The organism is Streptomyces sp. NBC_01089 (assembly GCF_045162975.1).
GTDB lineage: Bacteria > Actinomycetota > Actinomycetes > Streptomycetales > Streptomycetaceae > Streptomyces.
This window is the reverse complement of the sequence record NZ_CP108660.1, coordinates 4892391-4906029: the sequence shown is the minus strand read 5'-3', so window position 1 is coordinate 4906029 and position 13639 is coordinate 4892391. Positions and strand designations below refer to the sequence as shown.

Below are 13639 nucleotides of genomic sequence, written 5' to 3'. Positions count from 1 at the left end.
CGCCCGGCCCCGGCCCCGGCCCCGCCGGCTTCGCCTCGTACGCCTGGCTCACACCACCTGTACGCCAGGCCGTTCCGACCGCACCTGGAGCCGGGCGAGCGTGCTGGCCTTCGCCTTCTTGCTGAGGACCGTGTCCACGACCCGGACCTGGGCGTCCACCGACGACTCCCCGATGTCGAAGAGGTGGTAGCCGCGGTGGGCGTCGATGACCTTCCAGTGCGGGTTGTCCGCCTTCAGCGGGTCCCACTGCTGGTGGAAGACGGTCTCGTCCTGGTCACCGTTGCTGGAGATCGACGTACCGACGAACTCCGCCCCGACCACGGCGGACTTCGGGTCGGCGAAGTCCTTCTTCAGGTCACTGATCATGGTCAGATGGCGGTCGCCCGAGAGCACCAGCGGATTGCGTACGGACTGGAACTGCCGCATCAGCGCGTTCCGTTCGACCTGGTAGCCGTCCCACGCGTCGTAGTACCAGAGCTTGCCCTTGCCCGGCATGAGGTCGGTCTCGGCCATCATGATCTGGGAGGCGATGACGTTCCAGGTGGCCGGTGACCTGGTCAGGCCCTTCAGCAGCCAGTCCTTCTGCGCCGCGCCCAGCATCGTCCTCGACGGGTCCTCGGCGCCCGCCTGCGTCGCGGCCTGGTCGGTGCGGAACTGGCGGGTGTCCAGGACGTTGAGCCGGATGAGCCTGCCGTAGTCGAAGCGCCGGTACATCTGGATGTGCGGGCCGTGCGGCACTGCCGTGGCCCGGACCGGCATGTGCTCGTAGTACGCCTGGTACGCGGCGGTGAGCCGGGCGACGAACGCGTCGTGCGACTGCTTCGCCGGGTCCTGCGGCACCTCGCCCGCGAAGTCGTTGTCGACCTCGTGGTCGTCGAAGGTGACCACCCAGGGCGCGTACGCCTGCATCGCCTGGAGGTCGGGGTCGGTGCGGTACTGGGCGTAGCGGTTGCGGTACTCGTCCAGGGTGTACGGCTCGCCCTTGCCGGTGTGCAGCCGTACGGAGCCGGCCGCCGGGGCCGACTCGTAGATGTAGTCGCCGACGAAAAGGACCAGGTCGGGGTCCTGCGCGCGCATGTCGGCGTACGGCGTGAAATAGCCGTGCTGCCAGTTCTGGCAGGAGGCGAGCGCGATACGGAGGCTGCCGCCGGCGGCGAGCGGCGAGGGCGCGGTGTGGGTGCGGCCGACGGGCGAGATCTGGCCATCGCAGCGGAAGCGGTACCAGTACTGGCGGCCGGGCCGGAGGCCCTTGGCGTCGGCGTGCACGCTGTGGGCCAGCGCGGGCACGGCCTGCTCGGTGCCGCTCCGGACGATTTTCGTGAACTTCGCGTCGTCGGCGACCTGCCACTCGACGGCGACGGCGGAGGCGGGCATCCCCCCGCCGTTCAGCGGGTCGGGCGCGAGGCGGGTCCACAGCACGACCGCGTCCGGCAGCGGATCGCCCGATCCGACGCCGAGTCTGAACAGCCCGTCAGGAAGTTTCGGGGCCGCGGCGGATCCGGTGGAGGCGGCGGGTCCGGTGGCGGATGCGGCGGAGGCGGCGGATGCGGTTCCGGAGAGCGAAAGCTGGGCGGTCGCAGCCGCACCGAGCGCGGCGGCCGATCCTGCGAGGAACCTGCGGCGGCCGGTGAGAGCGGAGCGTGCTGCGTCGTCTGCGGACATACGGATTGACTCCCTGGCTCCTGTGGGGTCTCTTGTCGCGCTTGAGATTCACAGGACGAGGTGGCCGAGGGGCTGAACGCCACGCATCGTGCGCATGACAGTTCCCGGAAGCGTCGGCCTGTCGGCGCCGGATCGCGTGAAACCCCTTGGCGCACTTGGCCTGTACGGAAGCCGGGCGGTGGCGGCCGGCTGAATTCCGGCCGGATCACGACTGCTCCGTACGGGAGGGAAAGTTGGCCCGAATGGGCAGCCGGAACCGGCTAACCGGTTTCCCGGTCGGTCTAGGGTGACCGCCCATGGCACCTCCCTCCGACTCCTTCGAAGCCGCTGTCGAAGTCACTGCCGATGCCGCTGCGGGCACTCCCGCGGGCTCGGCCCCGGCCATCCCGGGACCCGCGGCCGAACCTCCCGCGGACACCACCGGCTCCCCTGCGGGCTCCGCCGAGGGCTCTCCTGGGGGCTCTCCTGAGGGGCCCGCTGCCGGTTCTTCTCCGGATGCCACTGCGGGCTCTCCTGCCGACTCCCCTGCCGACTTCCTTGCGGGGGCCGCCGGCTCGCCCGCGGATGCGCCTGCGGGCGCGCCTGTGGATCTGGCCGCGGGTGCCGCTGTGGGCTTGGCCGCCGGCGCCGGCACCGACGCGGCCGGGCCGTTGCCCTCCGTGTGGCGTGAGCGGCGGTTCGTTCTGCTCGCGTCCGCGCGGACCATCTCGGTGCTGGGCAACGCCTTCGCCCGGGTGGCGCTGGCGTTCGCGGTGCTCTCGCTGCCGGGGTCCACTCCCGGGCGGCTGTCCCTCGTACTCGCCTGTCAGGCGCTGCCGCAGCTGGTCCTCATCCTGATCGGCGGCGTGATCGCGGACCGGATGTCCAGGTCCCGGCTGATGATGATCTCGGACTTCCTGGGGGCCACCGCGTACGGCGGCCTCGCCGCGATGACGCTCACCGGGCATGCGCCGCTGACGGCGATGTGCGTACTGGCGGCGCTGGCGGGCACGGCCAGTGCACTGTTCGCCCCGGCGATGTCCGGGGTCGTCCCGCAGATCGTCCCCACCGCGCAGCTCCAGCAGGCCAACGCGCTGCTGCGGGTCGGTATGAACGCCGCGATGGTGCTCGGGCTCGCGCTCTCCGGCGTGACCGTCGCACAGTTCGGCGCGGGCTGGGCGCTCGCCCTGAACGCCGCGTCCTTCCTGGTCAGCGCGGGCCTCATCCGGGGGCTGCGGCTCACGACGGTCGCACGGGCCGCGTCGTCCGGCTGGGCCGATCTCCGCGACGGCTGGAAGGAGTTCATCTCCCGGCAGTGGCTGTGGGTCGTGGTCTGCCAGGCCGCCGTCATGGTGGCCGCGGTCTCGGCGACGTCCGGGGTACTGGGCCCGCTGGAGGCGGAGGCGGACCTCGGCGGGGCGCGCGTCTGGTCCCTGATCGTCGCCTCGCAGGCGGTGGGCACCGTCGCGGGGGCGTCCTTCGCCGTACGGCTCCGGGTACGCCGCCCCGTCCTCGTCGCGGTCCTCGCGGTCTTCGTGATGGCGTTGCCGATGGGGCTGCTGGCCGCGCACGCGCCGGTGTGGGCGATCTGTCCGGCGATGTTCTGCTCGGGCCTGGCCAGCGATGTGTTCGGCGCGCTGTGGGAGACCACGATGCAGCGGGAGGTCCCCCAGGAAGTGCTGTCCCGGGTCAGCTCCTACGACTGGTTCGGCTCCCTCGCGCTGGCGCCGCTGGGGCTGCTGGTGGCCGGTCCTGTCGCGGCGGTCGTGGGGCCGAGGGCCGCGCTCGCCGGGTGCGCGGGGCTTACGGTTCTGGCGACTTGCGGGGCGCTGTTGTCGCCCCAGGTACGAACGCTGCGCGCGCCTGCGGCGGATACCTGACCGCACTCGGGGGCTCCGCTCCCCGTACCCCCGCTCCTCAAGCGCCGGAGAGGCTTGTTCTGGGCTCAGGTCCGCCGCGACGTGCCTCGGCACTTCGCCGACGACGGGTGCACATCAAGCCTCTCCGGCGCTTGAGGAGCGGGGTCCGTGGCGGAGCCCCGTGGCGGAGCCCCGCGGCGGAAGCGCGCCGCGGCGTTCGTTCAGAACGTCAGTACGCCCCGCGCCACCTTCCCCCCTTCCGCATCGGCCACCGCCCCCGCGAAGTCCTCCACCGGATACGTCCGTGTCACCAGCTCGTCAAGGAGCAGCGCCCCCCGCCCGTACAGCTCCGCGTACAGCGGAATGTCGCGCTGCGGGCGCGAAGCCCCGTAGCGGCAGCCCAGGATGGACTTGTCCAGGAACAGGGACGACACCAGGAACGACGCCTCCGCCGTCGCCGGCGGGGTGCCGAGTAGGACCGCCTGGCCGTGGCGGTCCAGGAGGTCGATGGCCTGGCGGATCAGTTCCACCCGGCCCACGCACTCGAAGGCGTGGTCGGCGCCCTTCGGCAGGACGTCCCGGACGCCCTCGGCCGATGTGAGGAAGTGCGTCGCCCCGAACTGCCGGGCCACCGCCTCCTTCGCCGGATTCGCGTCCACCGCCACGATCACCCCGGCACCGGCGATCCTGGCGCCCTGCAGGACGTTGAGGCCGATGCCGCCGGTGCCGATGACGACCACCGAGTCACCGCGGTCGACCTTCGCCCGGTTCAGTACCGCCCCGACGCCGGTCAGTACCCCGCACCCGATCAGCGCTGCCGAAGTGAGCGGGATGTCGGCGGGGATCTTCACCGCCTGGACCGCCTTGACGACGGTCCGTTCGGCGAAGGCCGAGTTGGACGCGAACTGGTAGAGCGGCTCCCCGCCCCGCGAGAACGGCCGGCCCGGCCGCCCGATCGCCTTGCGGCACATCGTCGGCCTGCCCCGGTCGCAGTCCGCGCACGCACCGCAGTTGGCGAGCGTCGAGAGCGCCACATGGTCGCCGGGGCACACATGCTTCACCCCCGCCCCCACCGCCTCGACCACACCCGCGCCCTCGTGCCCGAGCACCACGGGCGCCGGGAACGGGATCGTCCCGTCGATCACCGACAGATCGCTGTGACAGAGCCCTGCCGCCGCGACGTCCACCAGGACCTCACCGGGCCCCGGGTCACGTATCTCCAGGTCATCGACCACCTGGGCCTGCTTGCCGTCGAAGACGACACCCCTCATCTCGGCTCCCTCGGTAGGCCGAGCACCCGCTCGGCGATGATGGTGCGCTGGATCTCGTCGGAGCCGCCGTAGATCGTGTCGGCCCGGCTGAACAGGAACTGCCTCTGCTGTGCGTCGAGTTCGTACGGATTGCCGGGCGCCCACCCGGTCGGCCCGACGGCGCCGCCCGCCCCGCGCACCTGCACCGCCAGCTCCCCGAGCCGCTGGTGCCAGCCGCCCCAGAGCAGCTTGGCGACGCTCGGGGCGCCCGCGTCGTCCGTACGCCCCAGGGTGCGCAGCGCGTTCCACCGCATGGTGCGCAGCTCGGCCCACTGGCGTACCAGCCGGTCACGCAGTACCGGGTCCGCGGTGGCGCCCGACGCGATCGCCGTGCCGACGACCTCCGTCAGCTCGCGGGCGAAGCCGATCTGCTGGACCAGCGTGGACACCCCGCGTTCCAGGGCGAGCAGGCCCATGGCGACCTGCCAGCCGTTGCCGTCGCCGCCGACCACGCAGTCGGCCCGCGCGCCGTCGAAGAAGACCTCGTTGAACTCGCTGGTGCCCGACATCTGACGGATCGGCCGTACGTCGATCCGGCCCTGCTGGTCCATCGGGACCAGCAGGAACGACAGCCCGTGGTGGCCGCGCGAGCCGGGCTCCGTACGGGCCAGCACGAAGCACCAGTCGGCCTCCAGGGCCAGTGACGTCCAGATCTTCTGGCCGGTGACGCGGTAGGTGCCGTCGCTGTCGCGTACGGCGGCGGTGCGCACCGCCGCCAGGTCGGAACCGGCTCCCGGCTCGCTGTACCCCTGGCACCAGAGCGCTTCGCCGCGCGCGATCGGCGGCAGGAAGCGGGCTCTCTGCTCGTCGTCGCCGAAGGCGATGAGGGTGGGCGCGAGGAGGTTCTCGCCGATGTGGCCGACCCGGCCGGGGGCGCGGGCCGCCGCGTACTCCTCGGCCCAGACGACCTGCTGGGTCAGGGTGGCCCGGCGGTTGCCGAAGTCGCCCTGCCAGCCGATGCCGATCCAGCCGCCGCTGCCCAGCTCCCGCTCCCAGGCCCGGCGCAGCCCGGCGCCCTCGTGCTCGCTGCCGGGGCCGCCGGTGGCTTCGGCGGTGGCGAACTCGCCGGTGAAGTGGTCCTTCATCCAGTCCCGCGCCTCGGCACGGAACGCGGCGTCGTCAGGTCCGGGAGAGAAATCCACGCCGCCGCGCCTCCTCCTCGTGGCCCGCGCCACCACACCTCAGCACCGGCCCACCACGCCCCCGCGCCCGGCCGCCACGCTCCCGCGCCCGGCCGTCAGACATTGGGCCGCTCCTTGGCCGCCGCCGCCCGCGCCATCGCCTCCAGCTGCGCCAGCATCGGCATCGGGTCCACCCCGACCGTGCCCGGCAGGAAGTCGGCGATCCGCTCGGGTGTCCACGCGGCGCCCTCCGCGTACCCGGCGCGCAGTTCCCTCGGCTGGGCCCAGACCGCGATCTTCGGGCCGGCGATCGTGTACACCTGGCCGGTGATCTTCTCCTCGCGGGCCCGGTCCGAGAGGAGGTACGTGACGAGTGCGGCCACGTCCTCGGGCTCGCCGATCTCCTTCAGCTCCATGGGTACGTTCGCGGACATCCTGGTCCTGGCCACCGGGGCCACCGCGTTGGCGGTCACGCCGTACTTGTTGAGACCGAGCGCCGCACTGCGCACCAGCGAGATGATGCCGCCCTTGGCCGCGCTGTAGTTGGCCTGCGCGACGCTGCCCTGGTGGTTGCCGCTGGTGAAGCCGATCAGTGTGCCGCTGCCCTGTTTGCGCATCACCGCCGACGCGGCCCGGAAGACGGTGAAGGTGCCCTTCAGATGGGTGGCGACCACCGGGTCCCACTCCTCCTCGGACATGTTGAAGAGCATCCGCTCCCGGAGGATCCCGGCGACGCAGACGACGCCGTCGATCCGCCCGTACTGCGCCAGCGCCACATCGACGATCCGCTGTCCGCCCGCCATCGTCGAGATGTCGTCGGCGACCGCGACCGCCTGGCCGCCCGCCGCGACGATCTCCTTGACGACGGACTCCGCGACTTCGCTCTCCGGTTCACCACCCTCGATGGGGACGCCGTAGTCATTGACGACGACCCGGGCGCCCTCGGCGGCGGCGGCGAGGGCGACTGCCCTGCCGATGCCGCGCCCGGCTCCTGTCACGGCGATGACTTTGCCTGCCAAGAAGTTCCCCATGTCCGGCCCCTTCCCGCGGTTTCTGACGGTCCGTTAGATTTTACGGGTAGTCAGACAGCCGAGCACAAGACCCCCGGAGGCCCGATGTCACTGCCGGCCGCATTCCACGACATCGCCACACGCGTGAACAACTGGGGCCGTTGGGGCGCCGACGACGAGATCGGCACCCTGAACCTGATCACCGACCAGGTCGTACGGGAGGCGGCGGCAGCCGTGCGGACCGGCCGCCGTGTCCCGCTCGCGATAGCCCTGGAACAGGACGGCGTACAGACCGGGATGATCCCGGGACGGGTGAACCCGCTCCACGCGATGGTCCAGATCAACCAGGAGCTGTTCGGCCCCGGAACGGTCGCCACCAGCGACGACATCGTGACCATGAGCCTGCAGACGGGCACCCACTGGGACGCGCTCACCCACGCGTCGCACTCCGGGAAGCTCTACAACGGCCGCCCGGCGGAATCGATCACGGCCCACGGCGGAGCCGAGTTCAGCGGGATCGGCACGGTGCGGCACCTCGTGTCGCGCGGGGTGCTGCTCGACGTGGCGCGCGCCCGGGGCGTGGACCGGCTGGACGGCGGCCACGCGGTGACACCCGAGGACCTGGAGGCGGCGCAGGAACTGGCCGGGACCGAGGTGCGCGCCGGGGACATCGTGCTCGTACGGACCGGACAGATCCGGCTGTACCTCAGCGGCGACCGGAACGGCTACACCTATCCGTCGCCCGGACTCTCGGTCCGCACCCCCGAGTGGTTCCACGCCAGGGATGTGGCGGCGGTCGCCAACGACACCGTCACCTTCGAGATCTTCCCGCCCGAGAGCGAGGATCTGTGGCTGCCCGTACACGCCCTGCATCTGGTCGAGATGGGCATGCCGCAGGGGCAGAACTGGAACCTCGAAGAGTTGTCCACAGCCTGTGCGGAAGCGGACCAGTACAGCTTTCTGCTGTCCGCGACGCCCGAGCCCGTCAAGGGCGGCACGGGGGCGCCGGTCGCACCGGTGGCCCTTCTCTGAGCCGTATCAGCCGGGCGGTACGCCGAGCGGCCCGTGCGGCGAGGGCCCCCGTACCGCGAGAGGCCGGAGCCGTGGTTCCGGGTGGCGGCGTCACGGCAGCCACCACCCGGAACGGCGTGGGCACCGCCCCTCCCTGCCCGAGAGGAGCCGGTGCCGAACGCGATCCATATGCACCGAGATCCGAGCCCCCATACCCCCCGGCACCCTCGGCGTCCCCCCACGGGCGGACCGCTCCTGCAAGAGTGATCAGATCGCCACTCCGCGTCAACACCAGGGTAGAGCTTTGCGAGTTACACCCGATATGTGACGGCGTGGGAGGGGTCATACGCGGCGGTCTCACGGATAACTTCCCTGCGCTCCGGCGCACTTCCCGTGATCTCACACGCGCCCCTGTCCGCCTCACACGCCCCCGGAGCGATCTCGCACCCGCCCCGGTCGACCTCGCACCAGATGGACTTGCCGTGCCCCTCGGGCTGCCAGCCCCAGCGGTCGGCCAGCCCGTCGACGAGTTCGAGACCGCGCCCGTTGGTGTCCTCGCCCTCCGCGTGCCGGGGCCGGGGCGGGCAGGCGCTGATGTCGGCGACCTCGACCCGGACCGTACCGGCGACGTCGGGCGGCCCGAACAGCATCCGCAGCACCGCCGGACACCCCGTGTGCACCACGGCGTTGGTCACGAGTTCCGAGATCAGCAGAATCAGCGTCTCGGTCAGGGGCTCGTCCACCCCTATCCCGCACCCCACGAGCCTGGACCGCGCCCACCTACGGGCCCGCCCCACCTCTGCGGGATCGGGTCCGACCTCCAGCTGAACCTGAAGCACCTGCACCGCTCACACCATCCGAACCGGCCGGGGGTACCCCCCAGGGCTTGTCAAGCACCGGGGGAACATCGCCTAGCGCCTCTCAGGGATCACGGACCGTGATTCCCGTGAGAGACAGCATGGTTGACGTACAGTCACCGCAACAAGCGCTTCAGGCATATTCCAGCGCGAAGGAGTAGGCGTGGTGCATACTGTGCGACGCCTGCCGCGGTCAGTCGAACGAAGGCGCCTCTCGCACCCACGTACGGTGCGAACGGCGCGCATTCCCCGATCCGCCGCCACCCCAGAGGTGCCGGCGGGCCATCCGCGCAACACGGTCGTCCGCATCTCACGGAGCGTACCGGAGCGCGACGCCGACTCCGGCCCGTGACGGCCCGCTCGAAGGACACAACCCGGTATCAACGCTCGGTGACGCTCGGGTCACTCCCCTCAATCCTCAGAGCCCGGCGGCGATCAGCTCCTCGGCCTCGGTCCCGGTGATCCACTGCCCGGCCCGCACCCAGGCCCGTTTCAGATGGAGATGAACATCTGACTCCCAGGTGAATCCCATGCCGCCGTGTACCTGAAGGCAGTCCCGGGCGTTACGGACGGCCGCGTCATCGGCAAGCAGCTTGGCACCGGCCACTTCGGCGGCGGCCGGCTCGGCACCGGCCAGTGCAGCGCTGCCCATGGCTTCGGCGCCCGCGCCTTCCCCGCCCCGCCCTTCGCCGTCACCGGCCGCTTCGGAGGTCACCGCCGCCGCGTACACCGCGGCCCTGGCGACCTCCGTCCGTACGAGCATCTGCGCGCAGAGGTGCTTGACGGCCTGGAAGCCGCCGATCGGGCGGCCGAACTGCTCCCGCTCCTTGGCGTACTGGACGGCCAGTTCGGTGGTGCGCGCCGCGCTGCCGAGCTGGAGGGCCGCGGTGAGCAGGGCCGCCGCCGCGGGCCGTTGCGCGCGGTGGCCGTCCACCCGGTGCAGCGGTGTCAGCGGGTCGACCGACCGTACGGGGCGGGCATCAGCGGACTCCCCCACCACCTCGTCGGCCTCCGCGAGCCACTCCACCAGCGCACCGTCCGACGCCGTGACGACGGTCAGCCCGGTGTCGGCCCCCGGCACCGTGCCCGCCGCGAGATGCGTGGCGACCAGCGGGCCGGGCAGCAGCGCCCGCCCGGCCTCCTCGAAGACGAGTACGGCCTCGGGCAGCCCGAGGCCGACCCCGCCGTCCGCGTCGGACAGCCGGAGCGAGAAGAGCCCGGCATCGCCCAGTTCCCGCCAGAGCGCCCGGTCGATGACCGGCCGCTCTACTGCTGCCCGCAGCTCGTCGCGGCCGAAGCGGCCCGCCAGCAGTTCCCGGAAGCCGGTGCGCAGGGCCAGTTGGTCGTCGGTGAGCCGGAAGTCCATCAGCGCTCCTTGGGGAGGCCGAGGATCCGCTCGGCGACGATGTTCTGCTGGATCTGCGAGGTGCCCGCGGCGATCGTGTACGAGAGCGAGGACAGCCGGTCCTGGTTCCAGGGGTGCGCGAGGTCGAAGGCGTCGGGGCCCAGCACACCGGCGGCCGCCTCGTACAGCTCCTGGCGGGCCTGCGAGTAGCGGAGTTTGAAGACCGAGCCACCGATGCCGGGCACCCCGAAGCCGCCACCGCCCGCGCCGCCGCGCCCGCCCGCGCCGCCGCCCTGCGACTCGCTCACGTTCCACTGGGTGAGCCGCCACAGTGCGGTGAACTCGGCGCCGAGCCTGCCGAGCCTGCGGCGCAGCTGCGGGTCGGCGTCCCAGCGGCCGTTGTCCCGTGCCGTACGGGCCAGTTCGCCCAGGGTTCGGCGGCAGGCGACGACCTCGCCGACGAAGGCGGTGCCGCGCTCGAAGGAGAGGGTCACCATCGTGACGCGCCAGCCGTCGTTCTCGGCGCCGACCCGGTCGGTGACCGGTATCCGTACGTCGTCGAGGAACATCTCGGCGAACTCGGTGGACCCGGCGAGCGTCCGCAGCGGGCGCACGGTCACACCGGGTGCGTCCATCCGCATGGCGAGCCAGGTGATCCCGCGGTGCTTGGGCACCTCCTCACTGACCGGTTCCGTACGGACCAGCAGCTCGCACCAGTCGGCGACCTCGGCGTGCGAGGTCCAGATCTTGGACCCGTTGACCACATAGTGATCGCCGTCCCGCACCGCCCTGGTCCGCAGCGACGCCAGGTCGGAGCCCGCGCCCGGCTCGCTGAACCCCTGGCACCAGATCTCGTCCCCGCGCAGCACCGGCGGCAGCCAGCGTGCCCGCTGCCCGGCCGTCCCCTCGGCGGCGATCGTCGGGCCCGCGTGCAGCAGCCCGACGAAGTTCGCCCCGACGTAGGGGGCGCCGGCCCGCTCCGTCTCCTCCAGGAAGATCAGGTGCTGGGTGGGGGTGACGCCGCGGCCGCCCGCGTCGGCGGGCCAGTGCAGCCCCGCGTACCCGGCGTCGTACAGCATCCGCTGCCACGCCGTGTCGTACGCGCGCCGCCCCGGCCAGTCCAGCGGGTCCGGCGCGGGCGGCAGGGTGGGGAGCGCCTTCGCGAGCCACTGCTTCAGCTGCCCGCGGAAGACCTCTTCGTCCTCCGTGTACCTGAGGTCCATTACGGGAACTTCCGGGGCGGTTCGGTCATGGCATCCCTTCCGGTGTGTCCGATGCGTCCGGGGCGTCCAGCGGCCGGCCTCCAGCACGCCTAGCTGACGACCCGTCAGGAATCAGGCTAGCTCCGCCCCTCTGGACCGACAAGGCGCGGAGCTCTACGCTCTCGACACAATCTGACTACCCGTCAGCTATAGCTCACCCGTGAGCATGAGGGAGTTCGGGGCATGGATGAGACCGCACACGCACTGGGCGCCTCCCGCACACTGTGGGAGCTGGTCGACCGCCGCGCCGGGCTGACCCCGGACCGGCCCGTCCTGCTCCAGGGCGACCGCACCCTGACCTTCGGCGAGCTGCGCGACGGCGCCGAGCGGGCCGCCGCCGGCCTGTACGGGATGGGGGTGCGGCCGGGCAGCGTCGTCGCCTGGCAGCTGCCGACCCGGATCGAGACCGTGCTGCTCTCGTTCGCCCTGGCCAGGCTCGGCGCGGTCCAGTCGCCGGTGATCCCCTTCCACCGGGACCGCGAGGTCGGCTTCGCGCTGCGCGAGTCCCGGGCGGACTTCTTCGCCGTACCGGGCACCTGGCGGGGCCACGACCACACGGCGATGGCCGAACGGCTCGGCGCCCGGGGCGTGTTCGAGGTGTACGGCACGCTCCCGGACGGCGATCCCGGCGTACTGCCGCCACCGCCCGCCGACGGCACGGCGGTGCGCTGGATCTACTGGACGTCCGGCACCACGTCCGACCCCAAGGGCGTGCTACACACCGACCGTTCACTGATCGCGGGCGGCTCCTGCCTCGCCCACGCCCTGCAGCTCACGGCGGACGACGTCGGCTCGATGGCCTTCCCCTTCGCGCACATCGGCGGCCCGGACTACACGGTGATGCTGCTCCTGTACGGCTTTCCGGCCGTGCTGTTCGAGCAGTTCGCGATGGAGACCGCGCTGCCCGAGTACCGCAGGCACGGGGTGACGGTCGCGGGCGGCTCGACCGCGTTCTACTCGATGTTCCTCACCGAGCAGCGCAAGGTACCCGGGCAGCGGCTGGTCCCCACCCTGCGGCTGCTGGCCGGCGGCGGGGCGCCGAAGCCCCCGGAGGTCTACCACGCGGTGGTACGCGAGATGGGCGTCCAGCTCACCCACGGCTACGGCATGACCGAGGTCCCGATGATCACCATGGGCGCCCCCGACGACACCGCCGAGAACCTCGCCACCACGGAGGGCCGTCCACCGGCCGGGATGGAGATCCGCATCGTGGACGCGGAGGGCAAACCGCTGCCCGCCGGGGCCGACGGCGAGGTACGGCTGCGCGGCGAGGCGGTCTGCCAGGGGTACGCGGACCCGGCCCACGCGGCGGACGTCTTCGACGCCGACGGCTTCCTGATCACCGGCGATGTGGGCCACCTCAGGGAGACCGGCCATCTGGTGCTGACCGGGCGGATGAAGGACATCATCATCCGCAAGGGCGAGAACATCTCGGCCAAGGAGATCGAGGACCTGCTCCACCAGCACCCGGCCGTGGCCGACGCGGCGGTGATCGGTCTCCCGGACCAGGAGCGCGGCGAGCGGGTGTGCGCGGTGGTCGAACGGCGACCGGGCACCGGTGACCTGACCCTGACCACCATGTCGGCGTTCCTGCGCGGCGAGGGCCTCTCCGTACACAAACTCCCGGAACAGCTGGAGGTGGTGGACGCGCTGCCGCGCAACGACGCGCTGCGGAAGGTGCTCAAGTACAAACTGCGGGAGCTTTACGGGTGAGCTGCGGGGGTGAGCCGCCCGGCCGGGGCTGCTGAGCGGGCGTGCGGCCGGGCAGCCGAGCGGCCGGGGTGGCTCAGCGTGCGCCCCGGCGCCCCGGCGCCCCGTTACGCCGAGATCGGCTGGGCGTCGTCCGCCGTGGCGTCCTGTACGTCCGCGTACACCTCGAAGAGCCGCCGGACGCCCAGTGCCGCCAGCACCTTGTTCACATGGGCGGCGCCGCCCCGGCCCGACATACCGCCCACCTCGCCGCTGCCCGGCAGGATCAGCCGCAGCCGGCCCTGGCAGGAGCGCATCAGTCTGCGGGCCGCGATCAGTACGCCGACCCCGCTGGAGTCGCAGAAGACCACGTCCGAGAGGTCGAGCACCACGTCGTGGCAGCCGACAGCCACCGCGTCATGGACCCGCTGCCGGACCTCGGGAGAACTCACGAGGTCCAATTCGCCCGATATGCGCAGGACGAGCCATGCACCGCGTTCGGCTTCGATCACGTTCAGCATCACGGGACTGGAC

The 13639-nt window shown here is 71.9% G+C and carries 11 protein-coding genes; 3 read left to right on the top strand and 8 right to left on the bottom strand.

Annotated elements, in window-relative coordinates; genetic code table 11:
- Positions 1 to 48: 48 nt before the first annotated feature.
- Positions 49 to 1662: an alkaline phosphatase D family protein gene (locus tag OG510_RS22065; protein WP_406138979.1), complete on the bottom strand. Its 1614-nt coding sequence runs from the start codon at positions 1660 to 1662 to the stop codon at positions 49 to 51.
- A gap of 608 nt (positions 1663 to 2270) precedes the next feature.
- Between OG510_RS22065 and OG510_RS22060 the strand changes: the two genes are divergently transcribed.
- Positions 2271 to 3521, top strand: coding sequence for an MFS transporter (locus OG510_RS22060; RefSeq protein ID WP_406138977.1), 1251 nt, complete (start codon positions 2271 to 2273; stop codon positions 3519 to 3521).
- A 200-nt stretch (positions 3522 to 3721) separates the two neighbouring features.
- On the opposite strand, the gene OG510_RS22055 is transcribed toward OG510_RS22060, so the two are convergent.
- The 3 genes from OG510_RS22055 to OG510_RS22045 form a co-directional block, all read right to left on the bottom strand.
- Positions 3722 to 4771 carry a Zn-dependent alcohol dehydrogenase gene (locus tag OG510_RS22055; protein WP_406138975.1) on the bottom strand — a complete coding sequence of 350 codons (1050 nt, stop codon included), beginning with the start codon at positions 4769 to 4771 and terminating at the stop codon, positions 3722 to 3724.
- Complete coding sequence (locus tag OG510_RS22050) at positions 4768 to 5952, bottom strand: acyl-CoA dehydrogenase family protein (protein ID WP_406138974.1); 1185 nt, start codon at positions 5950 to 5952, stop codon at positions 4768 to 4770. Before OG510_RS22050 ends, OG510_RS22055 begins: the two co-directional genes overlap by 4 nt.
- A 95-nt stretch (positions 5953 to 6047) precedes the next feature.
- Positions 6048 to 6962, bottom strand: a complete 915-nt coding sequence (locus OG510_RS22045) for an SDR family oxidoreductase (RefSeq protein WP_406138973.1) — start codon at positions 6960 to 6962, stop codon at positions 6048 to 6050.
- An 84-nt stretch (positions 6963 to 7046) separates the two neighbouring features.
- Here OG510_RS22045 and OG510_RS22040 point away from each other — a divergent pair, with 84 nt between their 5' ends.
- Positions 7047 to 7973 carry a cyclase family protein gene (locus OG510_RS22040; RefSeq protein ID WP_406138972.1) on the top strand — a complete coding sequence of 309 codons (927 nt, stop codon included), beginning with the start codon at positions 7047 to 7049 and terminating at the stop codon, positions 7971 to 7973.
- Positions 7974 to 8263: 290 nt separating this feature from the next.
- Here the strand turns inward: OG510_RS22040 and OG510_RS22035 are convergent, their stop codons facing one another.
- The 3 genes from OG510_RS22035 to OG510_RS22025 all read right to left on the bottom strand — a co-directional run bounded on the left by OG510_RS22035 (position 8264) and on the right by OG510_RS22025 (position 11377).
- Positions 8264 to 8797 (bottom strand): ATP-binding protein, encoded by a 534-nt coding sequence (locus OG510_RS22035; protein ID WP_406138971.1) that lies wholly within the window; start codon positions 8795 to 8797, stop codon positions 8264 to 8266.
- Positions 8798 to 9227: 430 nt separating this feature from the next.
- Positions 9228 to 10175 carry an acyl-CoA dehydrogenase family protein gene (locus OG510_RS22030; protein WP_406138969.1) on the bottom strand — a complete coding sequence of 316 codons (948 nt, stop codon included), beginning with the start codon at positions 10173 to 10175 and terminating at the stop codon, positions 9228 to 9230.
- Complete coding sequence (locus tag OG510_RS22025; protein ID WP_406138968.1) at positions 10175 to 11377, bottom strand: acyl-CoA dehydrogenase family protein; 1203 nt, start codon at positions 11375 to 11377, stop codon at positions 10175 to 10177. The genes OG510_RS22030 and OG510_RS22025 overlap by 1 nt, the downstream gene beginning before the upstream one ends.
- Before the next feature lie 222 nt (positions 11378 to 11599).
- Here OG510_RS22025 and OG510_RS22020 point away from each other — a divergent pair, with 222 nt between their 5' ends.
- Positions 11600 to 13129, top strand: a complete 1530-nt coding sequence (locus tag OG510_RS22020) for a class I adenylate-forming enzyme family protein (RefSeq protein ID WP_406138967.1) — start codon at positions 11600 to 11602, stop codon at positions 13127 to 13129.
- 104 nt (positions 13130 to 13233) lie between these two features.
- On the opposite strand, the gene OG510_RS22015 is transcribed toward OG510_RS22020, so the two are convergent.
- Positions 13234 to 13629, bottom strand: coding sequence for an STAS domain-containing protein (locus OG510_RS22015; protein ID WP_406138966.1), 396 nt, complete (start codon positions 13627 to 13629; stop codon positions 13234 to 13236).
- Between the last annotated feature and the right edge of the window lie 10 nt (positions 13630 to 13639).

Bases quoted from the DNA above. Each gene is read 5' to 3' on its own strand.
- OG510_RS22020 (WP_406138967.1), top strand. From the start codon at position 11,600: ATGGATGAGACCGCACACGCACTGGGCGCCTCCCGCACACTGTGGGAG.
- OG510_RS22030 (WP_406138969.1), bottom strand. From the start codon at position 10,175: ATGGACTTCCGGCTCACCGACGACCAACTGGCCCTGCGCACCGGCTTC.
- OG510_RS22025 (WP_406138968.1), bottom strand. From the start codon at position 11,377: ATGGACCTCAGGTACACGGAGGACGAAGAGGTCTTCCGCGGGCAGCTG.
- OG510_RS22065 (WP_406138979.1), bottom strand. From the start codon at position 1,662: ATGTCCGCAGACGACGCAGCACGCTCCGCTCTCACCGGCCGCCGCAGG.
- OG510_RS22040 (WP_406138972.1), top strand. From the start codon at position 7,047: ATGTCACTGCCGGCCGCATTCCACGACATCGCCACACGCGTGAACAAC.
- OG510_RS22055 (WP_406138975.1), bottom strand. From the start codon at position 4,771: ATGAGGGGTGTCGTCTTCGACGGCAAGCAGGCCCAGGTGGTCGATGAC.
- OG510_RS22045 (WP_406138973.1), bottom strand. From the start codon at position 6,962: ATGGGGAACTTCTTGGCAGGCAAAGTCATCGCCGTGACAGGAGCCGGG.